Below are 21,238 nucleotides of genomic sequence, written 5' to 3' on the forward strand. Positions count from 1 at the left end.
AAGTTTCCGAAGTGAACTCTTGAGGCGATCGCACGAAAGCAAAAGCTCAGAGAGTATGTGGTTTATGGCAATTCGGCGCTGGATATGAGCTCGAGCACACGCAGCAATTCGCTGTAGCGGCGCGCACCCAGCCGGGCGCGCAACTCCTGCTCGGCCCGGACCTCCTCGGCCCGCACCGAAGCGACCAGTTCCGCGCCGAGCGTGCTGAGCCCGATCAGGATGCGGCGCCGGTCCTCCTCGGCCGGCAGCCGGAAGATCAGGCCGCGTTCGGCGAGGTAGTCCGCGTGCCGGGTCGCCGAGGAGGGCGCCAGCTGCGAGCGGACCGCCAGTTCGCTCATGGTGATGCCGGAATCACTGGTCAAATTGCACAGCATCGACCATTGATCAGCGGAAAGCCGCCTGGCGCACAATGCCTCGTCCAGGTGGCGCAACCAGCGGTGTTCCGCGGCTCGCAGCGCACCGTGCAGCGTGGAATGTCGGCCTACAATGGTCGTCATTGTTTCCTGCCCGCCATGAATTCTGCTCGAACGAGAAGAAGAGTACCGAATGCCTCCGTTCGGCGAGAGCCCAGACGGCATCATCGAGATCCTCGACATCGTCCCGCGCCAAGGACCGGGCGGGATCGTGGCCCCCTCCTGCGATGCGGCGATTTCCCTCGCGGTACACGAAATCAACAGTGACACCGGAATTCTCGGGCGCGAAATTCGTACCACGCACATCGACGGCGGACGCCCGCCGCACGAGGTGGCCGCGGAGGTCGGCGCGCTGCTGGCCACCGGGATGGTGCACGCGATCACCGGCTGGCACACCTCGGCGGTGCGCCGGGCGGTGGCGCGGGCCAACGACGGCCGGGTGCCCTACCTCTACGCCACGGCGAACGAGGGCCTGACCGACGAACTCCCCGGCGTGCTGCTGCTCGGCGAACATCCCTCCGGCCACACCCTGCCCGCCGTGCACTGGTTACAGCGGGAGCACGGCATCCGGCGCTGGGCGCTCATCGGCAACGACTACATCTGGCCACGGGAAACCGCCCGCGCCATCCGCAACAGCCTCGCCGACCCGAATGCCATTGTCCTGGAACGGTTCGTACCGCTCGGCAACCAGGATTTCGGTGGCTTCCTGGGCGAGCCCGCACTGGACCGGGCCGAGGGCGTCATCATCCTCATGGTCGGCAACGACGTGTCCCGGTTCAACCGGCAGTTCGCCGCGACCGGCCGCTCGGCCGCCCAATTGCGGGTGAGCCCGTCCGCCGATGAGAACGTGCTGCTGTCGGGCGGCATCGGAGCCAACCACAACCTCTATGTCCCGTCGAGCTTCTTCCTCGACGACAAGCTCGTCGACAGCGCCGACCGCAAAGCGCGCTACCGGCGCCGGCACGGGGGTTTCGCACCCGCGCTCACCAGTTTCGGCAATGCCACCTACGAGGCGATGCACACCCTGCGCGGCGTGGCCGAGGCGGTGGGCTCCCTGGATGTGCCCAGCATCCACCGCGCGCTGCTCGACGGCGTGCGGTACCAGATCCCGGGCGGCACGCGCGGTTTCCGCGGCAATCAGGTCATCCAGCCGGGCTACATCGCGCGGGCGAACGGCGTCGGCTTCGACATCATCGACCGTATCTGCTGACGCGAAAACGCCCCGCCACCAGCGGTGACGGGGCGCTCGACGAGCAGATTAAGCCGAGACCAGCGAATCCAGCACCGACAGGAAGATGCCCATGCCGTCGTCGCTCGGGCCGGTCAGCGGTTCGGTCGCGTGCTCCGGGTGCGGCATCAGGCCGACGACCCGGCCGTTGGCCGAGGCGATGCCCGCGATGCCGCGCTGCGAACCGTTCGGGTTGGCGCCCGCGTAGCGGAACACCACGCGACCCTCGCCTTCCAGTTCGTCGAGCACCTGGGCGGAGGCCTGGTAGCGACCCTCACCGGACTTCAGTGGCACCAGGATCTGCGCGCCCGGCTCGTAGCGGGAGGTCCAGGCGGTGTCGACCGACTCGACCTGCAACCACTCGTCCCGGCAGATGAAATGCAGGCCTTCGTTGCGGGTCAGCGCGCCGGGCAGCAAGCCGGCCTCGCACAGCACCTGGAAGCCGTTGCAGATGCCGAGCACCGGCAGACCGGCCTTGGCGCCCTCCACGACCTTGCCCATCACCGGCGCGAACCGGGCGATCGCCCCGCAGCGCAGGTAATCGCCGTAGGAGAAACCGCCGGGCACGACGACCGCGTCGACACCCTTCAGGTCGGCGTCGGCGTGCCACAGGTTGACCGCCTCGGCGCCGGACAGCGTCACCGCGCGGGCCGCGTCGACATCGTCGAGCGTCCCCGGGAAGGTGATCACACCGATACGAGCCGTCACAGCCGAACGACCTTCCACTCTTCGATCACGGTGTTGGCGAGCAGCGCTTCGGCGATCTGCTCGAGCTCGGCGTCGCTGACACTGTCGTCCACGTCGAGTTCGAATCGCTTGCCCTGCCGCACATCCGCGACACCGGCGAATCCCAGACGCGGGAGCGCACCGACGATGGCCTGCCCCTGCGGATCCAGGATCTCGGCTTTCGGCATCACCTCGACCACGACTCGTGCCACGCGTTGCTCCTCAGGTGTGGTGGTGGGGGTACCAGAGAAGCCTAGTTGTTCGCTTCCCCCGCCCAGGCTCCGGGGTCAATACGATGGCGGCATGCGCATAGCCCACTTCGGCCACTCGTGTCTCCTCGTCGAGCTGCACGGCAAGAAGGTGCTGTTCGATCCCGGTACCTTCGCCCACGGCTTCGAAGGCATCACCGGCCTGGACGCGATCGCCGTCACCCACCAGCACCCCGACCACATCGATCCGCTGCGCATCGACGCGCTGATCGACGCCAACCCCGGGGCGCGCCTGTTCTCCGATCCGCAGACCGCCCAGCAGCGCGGCGGCAAGTGGGAGGCGGTGCACGCCGGGAACATCGTCCAGCTCGGCGACCTGCGGATCACCGCGGGCGGCGGGCGGCACGCGGTGATCCACCCGGAGATACCGGTCGTCGACAACACCGTCTTCCAACTCGGCACCGCCGACGACCCGGCCGAACTGGTGCATCCCGGCGATTCGCTGTGGGTGCCGCCGGTGCCGGTCGGCGTGCTGGCGATTCCGGCGGCCGCACCGTGGATGCGGATCAGCGAGGCCGTCGACTATCTGCGCGCGGTCGGTCCGCGCACCGCGTTCCCCATCCACTACGGGATCATCGAGCCGCGGGCGCAGGGCATCTACTTCGGCCGGTTGGCCGAAATGGGCCCCACCGGAACCGAATTCACGGTGATCGAACCCGAAGACCAGCGCGAGTTCTAACGTTCGGCGTAGGCAGTCAGGAACAACGCCTCGGCCAGGGCCATCTTCTCGATCTCGTTCGGATCCACGCTCTCGTTGGGCGCGTGGATCAGGCACTTCGGCTCCTCCACGCCGAGCAGCATGATCTCCGCGTCCGGGTAGGTGTCGGCGAAGACATTGCACAGCGGGATCGAGCCGCCCTGCCCCTGCGTGGTCGCCGCCTTGCCGTAGGCCGCCGCGAGCGCCGCTTCCATGGCGGTGCGGGCCGGTCCGCCGCGACCGGACCGGAAGGGCGCACCGGTGGCTTCGGTCTCGATCGTCAGTTTCGCCTGCCAGGGCACGTTCGCCCGCAGATGCTCGGTGAGGGCGTACAGGGCGGCCTTCGGGGTGGTGCCCGGTGGAATGCGCAGGTTCAGGCGCGCCCGAGCGGACGGCTGGACCGCGGCCGCGGAACCGACCACCGGCGGTGCGTCGATGCCGAGCACGGTCAAAGCCGGTCGGGCCCAAAGCATATCGGCGACGGTGCCCTCACCCAGCAGGTCGACGCCGCCGAGCACGCCCGCGTCGGTGCGGAACTGCTCGGCCGGATACTGCACGCCGGACCAGCGCTGATCATTGGACAGGCCGTCGACCGTGGTGTTCCCGTGCTCGTCGCGCAAGGTGGCGAGCAGCTGGATCAGCGCGGCCAGCGCGTCCGGCGCCGCTCCGCCGAACATGCCCGAATGCATCGGCCCGGCAAGGGTTTCCACGGTGACCACGACATTCACGTTGCCGCGCAGGGTTTCGGTGAGGGTCGGCACGCCGGCCGCGAAGTTGCCGCAGTCGCCGACCACGATCGCGTCGGCGCGCAGCATGTCCGGGTTCGCTTCCACGAAGCGTTCCAGCCCGCCCGTGCCCTGTTCCTCGGAACCCTCGCAGACCAGCGTGATGCCCAGCGGCACATCGGGACCGATCGCGCGCAACGCGGTGAGATGCATGACGATATTGCCCTTGCAGTCGGCGCTGCCCCGGCCGTACCAGCGGCCGTTCTTCTCGGTCAGCTCCCACACCGGCGTGCGCCAGGCGGCATCGTCCAGCGGCGGCTGCACGTCGTAGTGGCAGTACAGCAGCACCGTCGGCGCGCCCGGCGGCGCGGGCCGCGAGGCGATGACCGCCTTACTGCCGTCCGGTGTTTCGTGCAGACCCACCTTCGACAGGCCGACCGAGGCGAAGGCGTCGGCGACCCACTGCGCGGTGCGCTCGCACTCCTCGGGCGGGAACTGGCGCGGGTCGGCCACCGACTTGAACGAAACGAGCTGGGTCAGATCCTTTTTCGCCTGCGGCATCAAAGCGGCTGTGCGCGTTCGCAATTCGGCGGCCTGCGGCCTGTCGGCGGTCATGCCGGTATCTCCTGTGGTTGTCCGGATTTCCAACTCTGCATACGGAATCGGTGGAACAGGTAGGGAATCAGCAGTCCGACAATACTCATGCCCCGACACCGTCTCGCCTACCTCCTACCGATTATCAGCAATAATGCCGCTACCTCACTGTGACACGAGACAGCCAGCACTGCGAGCGCGGACAGCCGATCAAATGGTCCGTGTCGCGAATGATCGGCAATGTGATGCGCGCTGGATATGCGATTCTGGGTTCGCCAAGTTCTGCCGACCATCGCCGCGAGCGCTCCCGGAGGAGTTGCGGATGCCCGAGAATTCCGACGACCTGTTCGACCGTTTGCGCACCCGCGGCTGGACCATCGCGGCCTATCCCCTGCCCGCCGATCGCGGGGACGAGACGGTCATGCGCGCCGTCATCCGGCACGGTTTTCCGTCGACATGGCCGACCTGGCCGACCTGCTGATCGCCGATATCGAACGCTGCCCCGGTCAACTCGGCAAGCGCTCGATGGGGGTCGACCGAAACGAGGCGGGCGGGTTCGCCCATGACGGGCGGCCCGCGGTCCCCTGACTACGCCGCCCGCGCCGCGATGAACGGCTCCCAGCGGTAGACGTCACTGCGCGCGCCGTGGAACAACGCCAGGTCCACCGCGTCCAGCATCGCCTGCCGCGGCCCCGGCCGCTGCAACTGTGCCGCCGAAATCGCGAGGCGCAGAACACCTCCGCGCCGAGCCGTGCGCGCCGCACCCAAAATCAGTGCCCGGCACCACCACGGCTCGGCGCGGAACCCCTCACCGATCCCGTAAACACGGGTCTTCTGCGCGGCATTGCGTTCCAGATCCAGGATCGATGTCAATCCCAGCGCGAGCCGGAACCCGACATCGGGCAATGCCGCGATCGCACCACTGGAGGCATCCCAGCGCGGCGCCGCGAACAACCGCGTCCGTAGCTCCACCTGCTCCATCACCCGATCCGCCGCCGTCAGCCGCAACCGCGCCTCGTGCTTGGGCAGGGTCGCGAATTCCGCGCGCCGTCGCTTCGTCGCCGCCTGGTCGTACCCGTGCAGCACGATAGCGTCACCGCGGGCCCGCCGCCCACGCAACCACGCCTGCGTCGCCGGATCCGCGGCGAGCCGATAGCCGCCCTTCAACCGCGGCGCGACCAGCAGCGACAACCGGATATTCCGCTGATCCATCTCGGCGGCGAATTCGATCGCGGCGTCCCGGGTGGTGTCCCGGATCCCCGACACGGAGACGAGCAGCTCCGCGGAATGGCAGCTGCCGGAAGCGGCGGGGTGGGTGGGCGCTGCGTTCATGAACCTACGGTGCCAGACGCACGTGTACTCGACGTGCAGGGCAAATGACCAGGTAGCGAACTCCGCGTCACGCTCGTGTCTAGGATTGCCGGGGTGAGAGCAGCATTGTTCAGTGCCCTGGTCACTCCGCTACTTCTGGTCGCACCGGGGACGGCACTGGCCGACGAGGGGGATCCGCCGCCGATCTTCACTCAGCAGGAAAAGTGCGCCGCGGCAAAGGGTTTCGCGGACAAAGTACGGGCGCAGCAGCCGGACGCGACCCCGCAGCAGATCGCGGATGTCTATATCGCGGTGCTGGATTCGAAGGGGGCCTACCGGGGGATCGAACACATTCGGGAACAGAATCGGCAGCAGATGGTCGACGACATCGTGAGCTGCGCGGTCTGATCCGCGCGCGAACCTTCGCGCGCTCGGGATGACGGCGGCGACGCGGTCGTCCCGAGCGTCGCGAAGGCGCTCCGCGACAGTGTTATTCGCTCGCCAAGCCGACGGTGTCGAGCAGCCAGGCGAACTCGAAGGCGATTTCCTTCCACTTCTCGTAACGACCGCTGACGCCGCCGTGCCCCGCGCTCATTTCGGTCTTGAGCAGCAGCTGGGAATCCCCGGTCTTGGTGGCGCGGAGTTTGGCGACCCACTTGGCCGGTTCGACGTAGAGGACACGCGTGTCGTTGAGACTGGTGATAGCGAGGATGGCCGGGTAGTCCTTGGCCTCGACGTTCTCGTACGGCGAATAGGACTTGATGTAGTCGTAGACTTCCTTGTCCCGCAACGGATTTCCCCACTCGTCCCATTCGATGACGGTGAGCGGCAGCTCCGGGTCCAGGATGGAGGTGAGCGGGTCGACGAACGGGACGCTGGTCAAGATGCCCTTGAACAGTTCGGGCGCCATATTCGCCACCGCGCCCATCAGCAGGCCGCCCGCGCTACCGCCGTCGGCGACCATGCGGTCCGCCGCCGTCACCCCGGAATCGATGAGATGCTTCGCGCAAGCGATGAAGTCGGTGAAGGTATTCATCTTGGTCAGCGTCTTGCCGTGCTCGTACCAGAGCCGCCCCATCTCACCGCCGCCGCGCACATGCGCCACCGCGAACACCATGCCGCGGTCCATCATGGACAGCCGCGCCACCGAGAAGTACGGGTCGATCGGAGTCTCGTAGGAGCCGTACCCGTAGAGCAGCAACGGCTTCGGGCCGTCGGCGACCGCGTCCTTCTTCCACACCAGTGAGATCGGAACCCGGGTGCCGTCCGCCGCGACCGCCCAATCCCGGTGCTGCACATACTCATCGGCGTTGTAGCCGCCGAGTACCGGTTGCTCCTTGCGCAGCAGCAGATCGCCGGTGGCGGGCACATAGTCGTACACCCGCATCGGTGTGAGGAACGAGGTGAGCCCGATCCGCAGCACCGGCTGCTCCCATTCCGGGTTGGCGCCCGCGCCCGCCGAGAACAACTCCAGATCGAAGTCCAGTTCGCGGCGCTCGCCGTATCCGGTTTCGGTCAGCGGCCACACCGCTACCCGCGGCAGCGCCTCGCGCCGATAACCCAGTACCAGATGGTCGCGGAAAGCGTCCACATCCTCGAGCCGGACATCGTCGCGATGCCCGATCAGCAGCGTCATGTTCGACGGATCGTGCACCGGTGCGTCGCACAGCACGAAGTTCTCCGCCTTCACCCCGTCCACGACATCGTTGTGCAGGATCAGGAAACGATCCTCGCCGCCGATCACCGCGTGCTCGACGGAGTACTCGACGCCTTCGCGGCGCGGCATGATCACCCGGAATTCGCCCTCGGGGTCATCCGATTCGAGCAGCCAGAGTTCGCTGGTGATCTTGGAGTGCAGCCCGATGATCAGGTACTTCTCCGAGCGCGTGGTACCGATGCTGACCCAGAACCGCTCATCGTCCTCATGGAAGACGCGCACGTCCTGCTCGCGGTCGGTGCCCAGACGGTGCCGCCACACGGTGTCGGGCCGCCAGGACTCGTTGACCGTCTGGTAGAAGACATGCGTCCCGTCGTGCGACCAGGTCGCGCCGCCCGCGGTGCCCGCGATCTCGTCGGCCAGCAGCTCACCGGTGCGCAGATCCTTGAAACGCAGGGTGTAGCGCTCGTCGCCGACGGTGTCCAGCGAGTAGGCGAGCAGGTTGCCGTCGCGGCTGACCGAGACCGTGCCGACCGCGATGAAGTCGTGGCCCTCGGCGAGCGCGTTGATGTCGAGCAGCACCTCTTCGCCCGGGATCTCGGTGCCCGCCTCCAGTTGCGGCGGCGTCCACGCGTCGATGCCCTCGGCGTTCGCATCGATCGGGCACCGGCAGCTGGCGCCGTACTGCTTGCCTTCGAAACTGCGGGAGTAGTACCAGTAGTCGCCGATCCTGGTCGGCACGGACAGGTCCGTCTCCAATGTGCGCGACTTGATCTCGTCGAAGATCTTCTCCCGCAACCCGCGCAGATGCGCGGTCTGCGCCTCGGTGTAAGCGTTCTCCGCCGCCAGATAGGCGAGGACTTCCGGGTCGTCCTTCTTGCGCAGCCATTCGTATTCGTCGACGAAGACATCGCCGTGATGCTTGCGCTCCGCCGGCACCTTCTTGGCGACCGGAGCCGCCACCACACTCTCGACAGACATGGGTTCCACCCTACTGTTCGAAGGCCCGCAACCTCGGGCGATGCCCGGAGAACTAGGCGCCGAGGGCCGGGCCCAGGGTGGGCCAGGAGGCGTGCAGAGTGTCCTGCCAATAGGACCAGGAGTGGGTCCCGGTGCCGCTCTGGTCGACCCGGGCCTCGATTCCGACGCTGCGCAGGCGCTGCTCGAAGGACAGCACACAGGCATTGACGCCCGCTTCGATCGGACCGCCGAGGACTACGTTCTCCGGCAACTGCGGTTTGATCTCCAATTCGTGCTCCCCGGGGATACCGGTGCCGGTGGAGAGGTAGATCGCCTTGCCGCGCAAGCGATCCGCCAGTCGCGCGGGATCGTGCGCCGCCCACACCTCGTTGCCGGGCTCACCCCACATGTTCAGCGGGTTGCCGCCGCGGTTGGCCACGGAGAACATGACCGCGGAGTTGGCCATGGCCAGGTCGGGGCAGGCGCTGTATCCGGCGACGGCCTGGTAGAGCTCCGGCTTGCGCACCGCGAGGGTGAACGCGGCCATACCGCCCATGGACAGGCCGCCGACGCCGTTGACGCCGTTGCCGTCGAAGTGCGCGTCGATCAGGGGTGGCAGTTCCGCGGTCAGGAAGGTTTCCCATTTGTAGCGGCCGAAGCGCGGATCGTCCTGCCGCCAGTCCGTGTAGTAGCTGGCCTGGCCACCCACGGGGAGCACCACATTGACCCGTTTGCCCCGGAAGAACGCCTCGGCATCGGTCGCGTTGGTCCAGGTGCTCTGTCCCACACCGGGATCCAGACCGTCGAGCAGATAGTACGAGGGCCGGGCGCCGCCGTCGGCCGGGTGCAGCACGTCCACCTGGATGGTCCGGCCCATCGCCACCGAGTCGACGAAGACCGCTGATCGGGTGGGGCTCTTCGCGTCTATCCGCACGATCTGCGCGGCCGAAGCCGTCGCGGGCCGAGCGAGGACCGGCCCGGCGACGGCGAGGGCGAACATCAGCACAACGACAGCTACTATCGCTCGACGCATATCCCACCTCTGTCAGCGCATCCCGTTGGCCTCCAAGCTAACCCACACCCACCGAGCTCTGGCGGCAAAACGGGAATATAGCATCCATTCAGCAAACTTTCCGGTACGTAAGCCGTCAGGCGGACCGGCCGAGCGCGCCCCGGATCGACCCCGCCAGGTAATCCAGATCCTCCCGCCGCGGACTCGTCGGCCGCCCCCGCAGTCCGAACCCATCCCCCGGCGTCCGCGGAATCACATGCAGATGCACATGAAACACCTCCTGCCCCGCCGTCACCCCGTCCGCGAGAAAGAAATTGACCCCGTCACACCCGACCTCGCTCTCCCGCAACGCCGCCGCCACCTTCTGCCCCACCTGAAACAGCTTCCCCCCGACCGCCGGATCCAACTCCGCCAAACTACGCGCCGCCACCCTCGGCACCACCAGCACATGCCCGGGCGTCATCGGCCGAATATCCATGAACGCGACCACATCATCGTCCTCATAGACCTTGCTCGCCGGCGCCCGCCCAGCCACGATATCGCCGAAAATCGTATACGGATTCACCCCCCGACCCTAACCCGCCGCAGCGGAAGCGCTGCGGGACTACAGGATTGGGGAGGGGGTGTAGTGGGCGGCTTCGGGGTTGTGGGCAACGAGTTTTTCTACTGCGGCGAGGACGTCGGCTACCTGGGCTTCGGCGGCGCCGACGAAGGCGGACTTGTCGGAGAGGGCGGTGTCGAGGGCCGCGCGGTCCAGGGGGAGGCGGGGGTCGGCGGCGAGGCGGTCGAGGAGGTCGGGCTCGCGGCCCTGCTCGCGCATGGCCAGGGCGACGGCTACGGCGTGCTCCTTGATGACCTCGTGCGCGGTTTCGCGGCCGACGCCGGTGCGGACGGCGGCCATCAGGATGCGGGTGGTGGCGAGGAAGGGGAGGTAGCGGTCGAGTTCGCGGGCGACGACGGCCGGATAGGCGCCGAATTCGGCCAGGACGGTGAGGAAGGTTTCCATCATGCCGTCGAGGGCGAAGAACGCGTCCGGCAGCGCGACACGGCGCACCACCGAGCAGAAGACGTCACCTTCGTTCCATTGCGCGCCCGCGAGTTCGGCGGCCATGGAGGCGTACCCGCGCAGCACGACCTGCAGGCCGTTGACGCGCTCGCAGGAACGGGTGTTCATCTTGTGCGGCATGGCGGAACTGCCGACCTGACCGGGCTGGAAGCCCTCGGTGACCAGCTCGTGGCCGGCCATCAGCCGCACGGTGTGCGCGAACGAGGACGGGCCCGCGCCCAGCTGCACCAGCGCGGAGAGCACGTCGTGATCGAGCGAACGCGGATAGACCTGACCGACACTGGTCAGCACGGTGGCGAAACCGAGATGGCGGGCGACCTGCTGCTCCAAGGCGGACAATTTGGCGGCGTCCCCGTCGAGCAGGTCGAGCATGTCCTGGGCGGTGCCCATCGGACCCTTGATGCCGCGCAACGGATAGCGGTCGATGAGCTCGCGGACGCGCCGCAGCGCGATCAGCACCTCGTCGGCGGCGGAGGCGAACCGCTTGCCGAGGGTGGTGGCCTGGGCGGCGACATTGTGCGAGCGCCCCGCCATCACCAGCGACTGGTATTCGGCGGCCCGCTCGGCCAGCCGCGCCGCCACCGCGACGCCGTGCGCGTACACATGCTCCAGCGACAGCCGGATCTGCAGCTGCTCCACGTTCTCGGTGAGATCACGGCTGGTCATGCCCTTGTGCACGTGCTCGTGCCCGGCCAGCGCGTTGAACTCCTCGATGCGCGCCTTCACATCGTGGCGGGTGACCCGCTCGCGTTCGGCGATCGACGCCAGGTCGACCTGGTCGATGACCCGCTCGTAATCCTCGATGACCCCGGCCGGCACGTCGATGCCGAGCTCGGCTTGCGCCCGCAGCACCTCCAGCCACAACCGGCGCTCGAGCACGACTTTGTTCTCGGGCGACCACAGGCGCACGAGTTCCGGGCTGGCGTACCGGGTGGCAAGGACATTGGGCACAAGGGTCACGTTCTACGAGTCTAGTGCCCGGTACCTGTCCGCTTGCTGGGGCGTCGCGGGCGCGACGATATCGATGATCTCCAGGAGCGCGCCGCGCGCCATCCGCCGGGGTTCGGGGTCGAGTTCGGTGAGCGCGGCGACCACCGCACCGTCCACCACCGCGACCAACCGGCGCACCTGTTCGTGCCGGACGAGACGATCCGAACGGCGCAGCACGTCGGCGAGCAGCTCGTCGAGCTGGGCGCGCAGGCGCAACTGCACCTCACGTAACTCCGGGTGCCGCGCCGAGGCCACCGACCGCTCGTAGCGGGCGATCAGCTGACCGAGCCGATCCGGCGATGTTCGCGGCCCGCCATGGTTACGCTGCGCTGCCTCCGGGCCGCCGCGGCCACCCTCGTCGTGGCCGTCGGCGCCCACTAATAGATCCAACAGCAGATCGACCGTCGCCTCGGCGCCACGGCGCCGATGCGAGACCTCGCCCACCCGGCGGCGCATCGCGTCCAACTCCGCGTTGCCGCTGAACTCGACCGCGCGTGCGATCAGATCTTCCAGCGACTCGAAGTAGTACGTCGTCGACGCCAACGGCAGATCGGCGCGTGTGGCCACCGATCGATGCCGCACCGCGTCGAATCCGCCTTCGAGTAACAACTCGGCGGCAGCCGCTACCAAAGCCTGGCGACGCCGTTCACCTTTGGGGGTCGTCGCGGTTATCACCGTGCCATCGTGCCAGTCGTCATCGGTTCACCCGTACGAAATCGTTAGAGGGAATCCCAGCCATCGATGTTTTACCGCATTCACCTCGCCGAGGTGCAAGTCTCGGCAAACTTGTTGCCCGGCACAGAAGTTCAGCCGCGCAGGTAATGTTTCAAGCGAATGAGCGCTTCCTCGATGTCCGCGGTGGCGCCGGCGAAGGAGAAACGAATCGTCCGGTGCCCGTTGGCGGTATCGAAGTCGATACCGGGCGCCAAGGCTACCCCCGTCGCCGCGAGCACCTCCGCGCACCACCGGCGAGAATCATCGGTCAGGTGACCGATATCGGCGTAGGCGTAGAACGCGCCGTCCGCGGGCGCGAGGTCGGTGATGCCGAGCGCGGTCAAACCGTCCAGCAACAATCGGCGATTGATCGCGTATCGCGAGACGTGCCCGTCCAGTTCGGCTTTGGCCTCCGGCCCGAACGCGTGCAGCGCGGCGTACTGCGAGATGGCGGGCGGGCACACGGTCATATTGGACGCGAGTCGTTGCAGGGCGGGCCGCAGCTCGGCCGGTGCCAGCATCCAGCCCAACCGCCAGCCGGTCATCGAGAAGTACTTCGAGACCGATCCGATGACGACGGAGTTCCGGGAGGTCTCCCACGCGGACGACGTCCCTTCGTCCCCGTAGGTGATGCCGTGGTAGATCTCGTCGGAGATCAGCAAGGTGCCGTGCTCATCGCACCACCGGGCGATGGCCGCCAGTTCGCCGGGTTCGATCATGGTGCCGGTGGGATTGGCCGGGCTGGCGATGATCAGGCCCCTGGGCGGTTCGGGCAGCGCCTCGAGCATGGCGACGGTCGGCTGGAACCGGGTGTCGGCGCGGCAATCCAGCTCGATCACCCGGCAACCCAGCGCGTTGAGCGTGTTGCGGTAGGCCGGATACCCCGGACGGGCCACCACGACGGTGTCGCCCGCGTCGAAGGCGGCCAGGAAGATCAGCGTGAACGCGCCCGAGGAGCCGGTGGTGACGACCACGTCGTCGGCGTGCGCCGGGTAGCCGTAGGTCCGGCGATGGTGTTCGGCGATCACCTCGCGTAACGGCAGGATGCCGAAAGTCTCGGTGTAGCCCAGCAATTCCGCGTCGATCGCCGATCGGGTAGCGCGCAGCACCGGCAGCGGCGCCGGGGTCGAGGGCTGCCCGGCCGCGAGAACGAGCACGTCACCGTGGGTACGGGCGCGTTCGGCGGCGGCTTTCCAGACATCCATCACATAGAACGTGGGAATGATCGACCGGCGAGATTCTCTGGGCACCCGAGAGACCGTAATCGCTTCGGCCGGACGACACCACGGGCCCGCGCAACCTTTGTCGTCCGGGCGATCGCGGCTAGGGTCGGCGTAATGCTTGACAGCGCCCACCCGCCCCGCCGGCCTCGCCGCCTGCCGTCCCCCAGCGCTCGCCGCGCGGGGTTGGACCGGGTACGCGGAGTGGGTGGCGTCGGCGTCATTCCGCCTGATTGGCGTACCCGCTCCGAGCAGCGACCCGAGCCCCTGCCGATCCGGGCCTGGATCGAGCGAGTCCGGCGGCAACTCGGCGAGCTACGTCAGAGACCACGCCCGGACCTCCGGCAACTCTGGGAACAGCACAGACAGCGCGATTACCGCGCACTCCTCCACCGCCACCGCGTACAGCTGGCCGTCTTCCTGGTCGTCGCGCTCTGCGCCGCCGGCGACTCGTCGTTCGCCCGCGGCCTCGCCGACCGGCCGCTCGGCCCGCACGAAGCACAGCGCGTCGCGTTCGCCCACGAACAACTCATCCAATCCACCGTGCCCTCGGTGAAGCGCTACCTGACCGCCATCGCCAACGGTGAGCGCCGTCGTGAGCAGGCCGTGGTGGCCGCCGCCGCGCGCGCCACGCTGGAGCGCGCCAAAGCCGAAGCCGCCGCGGCGGCCGCGGGCGAATACCAGCCCTGGATGTCGGCGGGCACTCCCCTGCCGCCCGGCGCGATCCTGCCCGGCATCGGCGGCATGGTGCTGCCCACCCGCGGCACCTTCACCTCCGGATTCGGTTCCCGCTGGGGCACTTTCCACAACGGCATCGATATCGCGGGGCCGATCGGCACCCCCATCTACGCCGTCGCCAACGGCACCGTCATCGACGCGGGCCCCGCCCAGGGCTTCGGCCTGTGGGTCCGTATCCGCCACGACGACGGCACCATCACCGTCTACGGGCACATGTACGACTTCTTCGTCTCCGTCGGTGAACGCGTGCCGGCGGGCATGCAGATCGCCCGCATGGGCAACCGCGGCGACTCCTCCGGCCCGCACCTGCACTTCGAGGTCATCGCGGGCGGACGGCACGTCGATCCGCAGGCCTGGCTGGCCGTGCACGGCCTCGGCTTCTAGACGGTGATGCGGTCTTCGACGGCGGCCAGGCCGATGTCGGTGCGGAAGTGGCTGCCGGGCAGCTTGATTCCGGTGATCCGGGCGTAGGCGTTCGCTCGGGCCTCGGCCAGGTCGGCGCCGGTGCCCACCACGTTCAGGACGCGACCGCCCGCGGAGACCAGGGCGCCGTCGGCGCGCAGTGCGGTACCGGCGTGCATGACCGACGTGGTCGCGTCGGCGGCGCTTTCGCCGGCCCCGAGAATGACATCGCCCAAACGCGGACGCCCCGGATAGTTTTCGGCGGCGATGACCACGGTGATGGCGGAGCCGTCGCGCCAGCGCGGCGGCGCGACCTCGGCGAGGGTGCCGGTCGCGGTGGCGTGCAGCAGTTCGCCGAGCGGGCTGTCCAGCAGCGCGAGCACGGCCTGGGTTTCGGGGTCACCGAAGCGGCAATTGAATTCGACCACCGCGGGACCGGCCGCGCCGATCGCGAGCCCGGCGTAGAGCAGGCCGGAGAACGGGCAGCCGCGGCGCACCATCTCGGCGGCGACCGGCTTGACCACGTCGTCGACGATCGCGGTGACGGTTTCCGGGGGCAGCCAGGGCAGCGGGGTGTAGGCGCCCATACCGCCGGTGTTCGGACCGGTATCACCGTCGCCCACGCGCTTGTGGTCCTGCGCGGGCAGCAGCGGCACCACGGTCTCGCCGTCGACCAGACAGAACAGCGAGACCTCGGGTCCGTCCAGGAAGGATTCCAGCAACACCGGGTGCCCCTGTTCGAGGAGCTCGGCGCCGTGGTCGCGCGCCGCGAGCCGATCGGCGGTCACCACCACGCCCTTGCCCGCGGCCAAACCGTCGTCCTTGACGACCCAGGTGGGGCCGAAACGATCCAGCGCGTCGTCGAGTTCGGCGGGGGTGTCCACGATTTCGCTGTGCGCGGTCCGCACACCGGCCGCGGTCATCACGTCCTTCGCGAACGCCTTCGAGCCCTCGATCCGCGCGGCCGCGGCGGACGGGCCGAAGCAGGCGATGCCCGCCGCGCGCACCGCGTCCGCGACCCCGAGCACCAGCGGCACCTCGGGGCCGACCACGACCAGGTCGGCGGACAGCTCGGCGGCGAGCGCCGCGACGCTGTCTCCCGAGGACGGATCGACCGGATGGTTCTGCGCGTGCAACGCGGTCCCCGGATTCCCCGGCGCCGCGAACAACGCGGTCACCGCTGGGTCCTTGCGCAGGGCGAGGACGAGAGCATGTTCACGGGCTCCGGAGCCGATCACGAGTACGCGCACGGCCAACAGCTTAAGTGGGCACGTCGGCGGCGCACCAAGAGGATGATGGTTGGGGACGGGTGTGGAGCGATTCACACTGAACCCCAACACATCTGAAGGATGTGGTCGACCATGGGTCTGATCGACGGAATCATGGGCAATGCCGGACGGCTCGATCCGGCGAAGGCACAACACGAATACGCGCGGCTCTTCGGCCAAGACGAGCAGGTCTACGCCGCGTATCTCCTGGTCCGCGATGCCCTGCTGTTCACCAACCGGCGGCTGATCCTGGTGGACAAACAGGGCGTGACCGGACGCAAGGTGAGCTATCACAGCATCCCGTACCGGGCCATCACGCATTTCTCGGTGGAGACGGCGGGCACCTTCGATCTCGATGCCGAACTCGTCATCTGGATCGCGGGCACGGCGGAACCGCTGCAGAAGCGGTTCAACCGCCAGGTCGACATCTACGAGGTGCAGGGCATCCTGTCGCACTTCGCAGCGGCCTGACCCCCGGGTACGCCACGCCGCGGTGTCTTCGCCGATCTCGTGATGGATCAGCCCGGTATGGCCAGGGCCACCATTTCCGCCACGATCGCCGTCAGTGACAGCGCACCGGTGCCGAATGCGGCGGCGAGCGCATAACCGATCAAGAGGTCCTCGGTAGTGGGAACCGGCGGCTCGATGGTCCTGTCGAGAATCTTGACGGTTTGCGGTAGCGCCCAGGCAACGTCGATTTCGCCGTTCGCCTTGGCCGTCAGATCGCAGAAATGCTTTTCGATCTCAGACGGTTTCCCGTTGATGAACATGACAGTATCGATGGTCGACGGCCGGAAGCTCAGACTTCGATCATCGATCTCGACGGCGATTCGGAATGTCCGCTTCAGGAGACGGCCGCTGCCAGGCGTAACTTTTATCTCGCGATCATCGACGCGCGCGACGATGCGGTTCCCTTTGCGCGTACCGATGGGCACCGTCTTCCGAGTGCGGGGGCCGACTCGCTCGATGCTGACGACGGTCGATTCACCGGATTCCAGACGGGTTGTGACTCGACTGCCCGTTCGCTCGATAACAAGATTGCCGAATAACAGGGTGTCCACAACCGACTGCCGTGGCTCGAAAACCGTCATTGATGCATCCCTCTGCTCGAATTCTCTCGTGGACCGCAGGCGCTCCGAGTTCGCTCCACGAGTTGGACGCTCGGTGCGGCAAATCGGTTCCATTGCGCCCAGTGGCCGCCCCGGTCGCGTCCGTCCTCCGGTTACGCTGCCAGACATGGCATCTGTCTTCAGCGCGATCATCGAAGGTCAGCTCCCCGGCCGATTCGTTTGGGCGGACGACGAATTCGTCGCCTTTCTGACCATCGCCCCGGTCACTCCGGGGCACACCCTGATCGTTCCGCGCAAGGAAATCGATCAGTGGCAGGACGTCGACGGCGACACGTTCGCCCGCCTCAACGGTGTCGCTCAGCTCATCGGCAAGGCGGTACGCCAGGCCTGGGACGCTCCCCGCGCCGGCCTGCTGATCGCCGGTCTGGAGGTGCCGCACCTGCACGTGCACGTCTTCCCGGCGTTCTCGATGGGCGATTTCGACATCTCCGGCGCCGACCCGAACCCGTCGTCCGAGTCGCTCGACGAAGCGCAGGCCAAGATCAAGCAGGCCCTGCGCGACCTCGGCCACGGCGCGAACGTCCCGGAGTGAGCCACTAGCCGGGGGTCCGGGGGGCGAATGCCCCGCCGGGCGGGGCTTGGGGGCTGCGCCCCCAAAAACACGCGAAAGCCGAACTCTGCGGATGCTTTCCATCCGCAGAGTTCGGCGAGGGTGGAGCCCCCTGTCAGGATTGAACTGACGACCTTCGCTTTACAAGAGCGGTGCTCTACCACTGAGCTAAGGAGGCGGGTCCGGCGGAAGACATCATAGACCGGGCGCGCCGCCCGCACGACACCGAGTTATCGGTGCCGCGCACGGCGGCGGCTCAGCATCAAGTCCCCTGCGCAGTATTCAGATACCGCCGTCAGGACTGGGCGCCCTGTCGGGCCGCGTCATCGGCGGCCATCGCATCACGCAGGCTCTTCGGACGCATATCCGTCCAGTTCTTCTCGACGTACTCGACGCAGGCGGCACGGCTGTCCTCGCCGAACACGACTCGCCATCCGGCCGGGACCTCGGCAAATGCCGGCCACAGAGAATGCTGCTCTTCGTCGTTGACCAAGACGAAGAAGCGGCCGTCTTCGTCATCGAAGGGGTTGGTGCTCAATTTCACCTCACTGGATACTGGCGCTGTGTACGGGATCGGCTCTGGGCCCGTCCGGCGCCACGCTTGTGCCGGAGCGCAAGGGAGAAGCGCCGGATGACTCCCCGAGCGTGTGTCGACCCTAGCAAGGCAGACGTTACCTGTTGGGTGTTACCTCACGCGGCGAAGAAATCGAGCAGAATCTTGTTGACCGCCTCGGGTCGTTCCAGGTAACCGAAGTGCCCGGCATCTGGAATCTCCTGGTACCGCGCGCCGGGAATGGCGTCGGCAACCTCCCTGGACAGATAGGGCGGAATCATCCGGTCATCGGCGAACCCGACGGCCAGGCACGGGACGGTGATGGCGCGGTAGGCCTGGACCCGGTCGAAGTCGTGGTCCATGCGGCGCTGGGCGCGGATACCGGGTGTGACGGGGCCGCCGGTGAATTCGAACAGATCCAGCCAGTCCCGAGCGGAATTGGTGTTGGCCATGGTGGCCGGGGACAGGTTCATCACCGCGGTCAGCGCCGCCTCGTATTTCGCGGGCAGCTTCACCCCGCTGGCGTCGAGTTCGTGCTCGCCGAGCGAGAGCGTCTTCTGGAACTGGTCGAGCCGGCCGTGCCCGGCCATGAACACCGCTTTGCGCACCAGATCGGGTCTGGCCAGCGCCAGTTCCTGGGCCACCCGCGCACCCATCGAGGTGCCGACGACCAGCGCCGGACCCTCGTCGAGCAGTTCGATCAGGCCCGCGGTGTCGGCCACCATATCGCCGATGGTGATGCCGGAGGCGGACTCGAAGGACGGCGCGATACCGCGGTTGTCGAAGGTGCAGACCCGATAACCGGCGGCGACCAGGGCGGGCACCTGATGCAATTCCCAGACCCGGCCCGGGCTGCCGGTGCCCATGATCATCACGACCAGCGGACCACCGCCCTTGCCGTCCGTGCCCTTGGCCCGGTCACCCTTGACCTGGTAGTTGAGGGGAATTCCGTTTACCGTGGCCAGCGGCATTGTCGACCCTTTCGTGGAGTTAGATGCTGGCCACCACGGTAGCGTCCGGCCCGCCCCCACTGCATGGGACCCACGAGAGGCCACCGAGGCCATATACCATTGACTATTCGCAGGTACGAGCGTATGAGCCGGGAGGACAAGAAGATGGCCGCGAAGGGCAGCGCGAACGACATCGCGGACGACGAACTGGAGCCACTCGCCGACGAGACCGCACGTCAGGCCCAGCGCGTAGTCGCGGCGTACGCCGAGGACGCGGACGAGTGCCGGATGCTGCTGTCGATGCTCGGCATCGGCCCGGCCTTGCGCGCGGGCGAATAACGGACTGGGCGGGCGGGTAAGACCCGACCACCGTTCGACGACAACGGCGCCGTCGACCTATCCATTGTGTTCACCCGTATGGGCAAACCGCGACGCGCGAAGGATGCGTGAATGGACCAGATGACCGACCAGCCGTCCGACGATTCCGAGCACCCCGACCCCAGCTCCGGCCTGGAGCCGGTCGAGTCCAACGGCGCCGGCTCCGGCTTCGTTGTCGTCGCCAACCGGCTGCCCGTCGATTTGGAGCGACTACCCGACGGCACCTCCCGCTGGAAGCGCAGTCCCGGTGGCCTGGTCACCGCGCTGGAGCCGGTGCTCCGGATGAACAAGGGTTCCTGGGTGGGCTGGGCGGGGGTGCCGGACGCCGATGTCGATCCGATCATCGAGGACGGCCTGGAACTGCATCCGGTGCCGTTGAGTTCGGGGGAAGTCGCCGACTACTACGAGGGCTTCTCCAACGGCACGCTGTGGCCGCTCTACCACGATGTGATCGTCCGCCCCACCTATGACCGCAAATGGTGGGCCGCCTATGTCAACGTGAACCGGCGCTTCGCCGAGGCCGCCGCCAAGGTGGCCGCCGAGGGCGCCACCGTCTGGGTGCAGGACTACCAGTTGCAGTTGGTGCCGAAGATGCTGCGCATGCTCCGGCCCGATCTGACCATCGGCTTCTTCCTGCACATTCCGTTCCCACCGGTCGAACTGTTCATGCAGATGCCGTGGCGGACGGAGATCATCGAGGGCCTGCTCGGCGCGGATCTGATCGGCTTCCATCTGCCCGGCGGCGCACAGAACTTCCTGTACCTGGCGCGCCGGCTCGCGGGTCAGCCCACCTCGCGCGGCAATGTCGGGGTGCGTTCCAAACTGGGCGTGGTGCAGGTCGGTTTCCGCACCGTGCGGGTCGGCGCGTTCCCGATCTCGATTGCCTCGGCCGAGCTGGACGAGCTGTCCCGGCGCAAGTCGGTGCGCGACCGGGCCGCGAAAATCCGTGCGGAGCTCGGCAATCCGAAGCACATCATGCTGGGCGTGGACCGGCTCGATTACACCAAGGGCATCGATATCCGGCTCAACGCGCTGGAGGAACTGCTCATCGAGCGCCGCATCGATCCGGCGGACACGGTGATGGTGCAGCTGGCCACCCCGAGCCGGGAGCGCGTCGAGTCCTACATTCAGATGCGCGGCGATATCGAGCGCCAGGTGGGCCGGATCAACGGTGAGTTCGCCGAGGTCGGACATCCGGTCGTGCACTATCTGCACCGCCCGATCCCGCGTGACGAGCTGGTCGCGTTCTTCGTGGCGGCAGACGTCATGCTGGTGACGCCGCTGCGCGACGGCATGAACCTGGTCGCCAAGGAGTACGTGGCCTGTCACAGCGGGCTGAACGGCGCCCTGGTGCTGAGCGAATTCACCGGCGCGGCAGCGGAATTGCGGCAGTCCTATCTGTGCAATCCGCACGATCTGGACAGTGTGAAGGACGCCATCGTGTCCGCCATCGAGGACGAACGCGATACTCAGCGCCGCCGGATGCGGTCGCTGCGCCGGCAGGTGCTGGCGCACGACGTGGACCGGTGGGCGCGCTCGTTCCTCGAGGCGCTGGCGCAGGATCAGGTCGCGGGCAGCGCGCTGCTCACCGATGACGATGTCTACCCGGAGTCGCGCACACCGCGCCGCTAGTTCGTTCACAGGAACCTCCCAGCGAGCATCCAGGGACTTCGCAGAGCCGTGGCGC

The 21,238-nt window shown here is 67.5% G+C and carries 25 protein-coding genes and 1 tRNA gene; 10 read left to right on the plus strand and 16 right to left on the minus strand.

Features of this window, described 5'->3' with window-relative positions:
* Positions 1–62 precede the first annotated feature (62 nt).
* Positions 63–497 carry a MarR family winged helix-turn-helix transcriptional regulator gene (locus tag BJ987_RS02815; RefSeq protein ID WP_209884378.1) on the minus strand — a complete coding sequence of 145 codons (435 nt, stop codon included), beginning with the start codon at positions 495–497 and terminating at the stop codon, positions 63–65.
* A gap of 49 nt (positions 498–546) precedes the next feature.
* Here BJ987_RS02815 and BJ987_RS02820 point away from each other — a divergent pair, with 49 nt between their 5' ends.
* Positions 547–1,623: a substrate-binding domain-containing protein gene (locus tag BJ987_RS02820; RefSeq protein ID WP_209884380.1), complete on the plus strand. Its 1,077-nt coding sequence runs from the start codon at positions 547–549 to the stop codon at positions 1,621–1,623.
* Positions 1,624–1,671: 48 nt separating this feature from the next.
* Here BJ987_RS02820 and purQ read toward each other — a convergent pair whose 3' ends face one another.
* Together purQ and purS are read right to left on the minus strand one after the other, a co-directional pair.
* On the minus strand, positions 1,672–2,349 hold the full coding sequence (gene purQ, locus BJ987_RS02825; protein ID WP_209884382.1) for a phosphoribosylformylglycinamidine synthase subunit PurQ: 678 nt from the start codon (positions 2,347–2,349) through the stop codon (positions 1,672–1,674).
* Positions 2,346–2,579 carry a phosphoribosylformylglycinamidine synthase subunit PurS gene (purS, locus tag BJ987_RS02830; RefSeq protein WP_209884384.1) on the minus strand — a complete coding sequence of 78 codons (234 nt, stop codon included), beginning with the start codon at positions 2,577–2,579 and terminating at the stop codon, positions 2,346–2,348. The genes purQ and purS overlap by 4 nt, the downstream gene beginning before the upstream one ends.
* A 91-nt stretch (positions 2,580–2,670) precedes the next feature.
* Here purS and BJ987_RS02835 point away from each other — a divergent pair, with 91 nt between their 5' ends.
* Positions 2,671–3,315, plus strand: a complete 645-nt coding sequence (locus tag BJ987_RS02835; protein ID WP_209884385.1) for an MBL fold metallo-hydrolase — start codon at positions 2,671–2,673, stop codon at positions 3,313–3,315.
* Here BJ987_RS02835 and BJ987_RS02840 read toward each other — a convergent pair.
* A complete protein-coding gene (locus BJ987_RS02840) occupies positions 3,312–4,673 on the minus strand; it encodes a dipeptidase (protein ID WP_209884388.1) in 1,362 nt (453 codons plus the stop codon). The genes BJ987_RS02835 and BJ987_RS02840 overlap by 4 nt on opposite strands.
* 301 nt (positions 4,674–4,974) lie before the next feature.
* Between BJ987_RS02840 and BJ987_RS02845 the strand changes: the two genes are divergently transcribed.
* On the plus strand, positions 4,975–5,133 hold the full coding sequence (locus BJ987_RS02845) for a hypothetical protein (protein WP_209884390.1): 159 nt from the start codon (positions 4,975–4,977) through the stop codon (positions 5,131–5,133).
* On the plus strand, positions 5,109–5,240 hold the full coding sequence (locus BJ987_RS37670) for a hypothetical protein (protein ID WP_281070352.1): 132 nt from the start codon (positions 5,109–5,111) through the stop codon (positions 5,238–5,240). The genes BJ987_RS02845 and BJ987_RS37670 overlap by 25 nt, the downstream gene beginning before the upstream one ends.
* Here the strand turns inward: BJ987_RS37670 and BJ987_RS02850 are convergent, their stop codons facing one another.
* A complete protein-coding gene (locus BJ987_RS02850; protein WP_209884392.1) occupies positions 5,241–5,984 on the minus strand; it encodes a DUF2334 domain-containing protein in 744 nt (247 codons plus the stop codon).
* A gap of 93 nt (positions 5,985–6,077) precedes the next feature.
* Here BJ987_RS02850 and BJ987_RS02855 point away from each other — a divergent pair, with 93 nt between their 5' ends.
* Entirely contained in the window at positions 6,078–6,371 is a 294-nt protein-coding gene (locus BJ987_RS02855; protein ID WP_209884394.1) for a hypothetical protein, read from the plus strand.
* Positions 6,372–6,453: 82 nt separating this feature from the next.
* On the opposite strand, the gene BJ987_RS02860 is transcribed toward BJ987_RS02855, so the two are convergent.
* The 6 genes from BJ987_RS02860 to BJ987_RS02885 form a co-directional block, all read right to left on the minus strand.
* Complete coding sequence (locus tag BJ987_RS02860) at positions 6,454–8,601, minus strand: S9 family peptidase (RefSeq protein WP_209884396.1); 2,148 nt, start codon at positions 8,599–8,601, stop codon at positions 6,454–6,456.
* A 52-nt stretch (positions 8,602–8,653) separates the two neighbouring features.
* Complete coding sequence (locus BJ987_RS02865) at positions 8,654–9,613, minus strand: alpha/beta hydrolase (RefSeq protein WP_209884398.1); 960 nt, start codon at positions 9,611–9,613, stop codon at positions 8,654–8,656.
* A 115-nt stretch (positions 9,614–9,728) separates the two neighbouring features.
* Positions 9,729–10,157 carry an HIT family protein gene (locus BJ987_RS02870; protein ID WP_209884400.1) on the minus strand — a complete coding sequence of 143 codons (429 nt, stop codon included), beginning with the start codon at positions 10,155–10,157 and terminating at the stop codon, positions 9,729–9,731.
* 39 nt (positions 10,158–10,196) lie between these two features.
* On the minus strand, positions 10,197–11,618 hold the full coding sequence (gene purB, locus BJ987_RS02875) for an adenylosuccinate lyase (RefSeq protein ID WP_209884402.1): 1,422 nt from the start codon (positions 11,616–11,618) through the stop codon (positions 10,197–10,199).
* A gap of 3 nt (positions 11,619–11,621) precedes the next feature.
* Entirely contained in the window at positions 11,622–12,323 is a 702-nt protein-coding gene (locus BJ987_RS02880; RefSeq protein WP_209884404.1) for a TetR/AcrR family transcriptional regulator, read from the minus strand.
* Positions 12,324–12,454: 131 nt separating this feature from the next.
* Positions 12,455–13,612, minus strand: a complete 1,158-nt coding sequence (locus tag BJ987_RS02885; RefSeq protein ID WP_209884406.1) for a pyridoxal phosphate-dependent aminotransferase — start codon at positions 13,610–13,612, stop codon at positions 12,455–12,457.
* Between the two features lie 87 nt (positions 13,613–13,699).
* On the opposite strand from BJ987_RS02885, the gene BJ987_RS02890 reads away from it, so the two are divergent.
* Positions 13,700–14,704: a M23 family metallopeptidase gene (locus BJ987_RS02890; RefSeq protein WP_209884408.1), complete on the plus strand. Its 1,005-nt coding sequence runs from the start codon at positions 13,700–13,702 to the stop codon at positions 14,702–14,704.
* Here BJ987_RS02890 and purD read toward each other — a convergent pair.
* On the minus strand, positions 14,701–15,972 hold the full coding sequence (gene purD / locus BJ987_RS02895) for a phosphoribosylamine--glycine ligase (protein ID WP_209884410.1): 1,272 nt from the start codon (positions 15,970–15,972) through the stop codon (positions 14,701–14,703). The two genes, BJ987_RS02890 and purD, sit on opposite strands and share 4 nt — an antisense overlap.
* 111 nt (positions 15,973–16,083) lie before the next feature.
* On the opposite strand from purD, the gene BJ987_RS02900 reads away from it, so the two are divergent.
* Complete coding sequence (locus BJ987_RS02900) at positions 16,084–16,461, plus strand: PH domain-containing protein (protein WP_209884412.1); 378 nt, start codon at positions 16,084–16,086, stop codon at positions 16,459–16,461.
* A gap of 47 nt (positions 16,462–16,508) precedes the next feature.
* On the opposite strand, the gene BJ987_RS02905 is transcribed toward BJ987_RS02900, so the two are convergent.
* Positions 16,509–17,081: a hypothetical protein gene (locus BJ987_RS02905; protein ID WP_209884414.1), complete on the minus strand. Its 573-nt coding sequence runs from the start codon at positions 17,079–17,081 to the stop codon at positions 16,509–16,511.
* A 145-nt stretch (positions 17,082–17,226) separates the two neighbouring features.
* On the opposite strand from BJ987_RS02905, the gene BJ987_RS02910 reads away from it, so the two are divergent.
* Positions 17,227–17,652: an HIT family protein gene (locus BJ987_RS02910; protein ID WP_209884416.1), complete on the plus strand. Its 426-nt coding sequence runs from the start codon at positions 17,227–17,229 to the stop codon at positions 17,650–17,652.
* 121 nt (positions 17,653–17,773) lie between these two features.
* Here BJ987_RS02910 and BJ987_RS02915 read toward each other — a convergent pair.
* The 3 genes from BJ987_RS02915 to BJ987_RS02925 form a co-directional block, all read right to left on the minus strand.
* Positions 17,774–17,848: transfer RNA gene (locus BJ987_RS02915), tRNA-Thr, on the minus strand.
* 117 nt (positions 17,849–17,965) lie between these two features.
* Entirely contained in the window at positions 17,966–18,208 is a 243-nt protein-coding gene (locus tag BJ987_RS02920; protein WP_011207082.1) for an MbtH family protein, read from the minus strand.
* Between the two features lie 152 nt (positions 18,209–18,360).
* Positions 18,361–19,194 (minus strand): alpha/beta fold hydrolase, encoded by an 834-nt coding sequence (locus BJ987_RS02925; protein WP_209884417.1) that lies wholly within the window; start codon positions 19,192–19,194, stop codon positions 18,361–18,363.
* 123 nt (positions 19,195–19,317) lie between these two features.
* Here BJ987_RS02925 and BJ987_RS02930 point away from each other — a divergent pair, with 123 nt between their 5' ends.
* Both BJ987_RS02930 and BJ987_RS02935 read left to right on the plus strand, forming a co-directional pair.
* On the plus strand, positions 19,318–19,512 hold the full coding sequence (locus BJ987_RS02930; protein ID WP_209899732.1) for a hypothetical protein: 195 nt from the start codon (positions 19,318–19,320) through the stop codon (positions 19,510–19,512).
* Positions 19,513–19,623: 111 nt separating this feature from the next.
* Entirely contained in the window at positions 19,624–21,183 is a 1,560-nt protein-coding gene (locus BJ987_RS02935; RefSeq protein ID WP_209884419.1) for an alpha,alpha-trehalose-phosphate synthase (UDP-forming), read from the plus strand.
* Positions 21,184–21,238: the final 55 nt, after the last annotated feature.

Origin of the sequence: Nocardia goodfellowii (genome assembly GCF_017875645.1) — a bacterium.
In the GTDB taxonomy this organism is placed as follows: Bacteria; Actinomycetota; Actinomycetes; order Mycobacteriales; family Mycobacteriaceae; genus Nocardia; species Nocardia goodfellowii.

Excerpts from the sequence above, each read along its gene's own strand:
- BJ987_RS02815 (WP_209884378.1), bottom strand. The coding sequence starts at position 497 with ATGACGACCATTGTAGGCCGACATTCCACGCTGCACGGTGCGCTGCGA.
- BJ987_RS02820 (WP_209884380.1), top strand. The coding sequence starts at position 547 with ATGCCTCCGTTCGGCGAGAGCCCAGACGGCATCATCGAGATCCTCGAC.
- BJ987_RS02835 (WP_209884385.1), top strand. The coding sequence starts at position 2,671 with ATGCGCATAGCCCACTTCGGCCACTCGTGTCTCCTCGTCGAGCTGCAC.
- BJ987_RS02840 (WP_209884388.1), bottom strand. The coding sequence starts at position 4,673 with ATGACCGCCGACAGGCCGCAGGCCGCCGAATTGCGAACGCGCACAGCC.
- BJ987_RS02845 (WP_209884390.1), top strand. The coding sequence starts at position 4,975 with ATGCCCGAGAATTCCGACGACCTGTTCGACCGTTTGCGCACCCGCGGC.
- BJ987_RS37670 (WP_281070352.1), top strand. The coding sequence starts at position 5,109 with ATGGCCGACCTGGCCGACCTGCTGATCGCCGATATCGAACGCTGCCCC.
- BJ987_RS02850 (WP_209884392.1), bottom strand. The coding sequence starts at position 5,984 with ATGAACGCAGCGCCCACCCACCCCGCCGCTTCCGGCAGCTGCCATTCC.
- BJ987_RS02860 (WP_209884396.1), bottom strand. The coding sequence starts at position 8,601 with ATGTCTGTCGAGAGTGTGGTGGCGGCTCCGGTCGCCAAGAAGGTGCCG.
- BJ987_RS02865 (WP_209884398.1), bottom strand. The coding sequence starts at position 9,613 with ATGCGTCGAGCGATAGTAGCTGTCGTTGTGCTGATGTTCGCCCTCGCC.
- BJ987_RS02890 (WP_209884408.1), top strand. The coding sequence starts at position 13,700 with ATGCTTGACAGCGCCCACCCGCCCCGCCGGCCTCGCCGCCTGCCGTCC.
- BJ987_RS02900 (WP_209884412.1), top strand. The coding sequence starts at position 16,084 with ATGGGTCTGATCGACGGAATCATGGGCAATGCCGGACGGCTCGATCCG.
- BJ987_RS02905 (WP_209884414.1), bottom strand. The coding sequence starts at position 17,081 with ATGACGGTTTTCGAGCCACGGCAGTCGGTTGTGGACACCCTGTTATTC.
- BJ987_RS02910 (WP_209884416.1), top strand. The coding sequence starts at position 17,227 with ATGGCATCTGTCTTCAGCGCGATCATCGAAGGTCAGCTCCCCGGCCGA.
- BJ987_RS02925 (WP_209884417.1), bottom strand. The coding sequence starts at position 19,194 with ATGCCGCTGGCCACGGTAAACGGAATTCCCCTCAACTACCAGGTCAAG.
- BJ987_RS02930 (WP_209899732.1), top strand. The coding sequence starts at position 19,318 with ATGAGCCGGGAGGACAAGAAGATGGCCGCGAAGGGCAGCGCGAACGAC.
- BJ987_RS02935 (WP_209884419.1), top strand. The coding sequence starts at position 19,624 with ATGGACCAGATGACCGACCAGCCGTCCGACGATTCCGAGCACCCCGAC.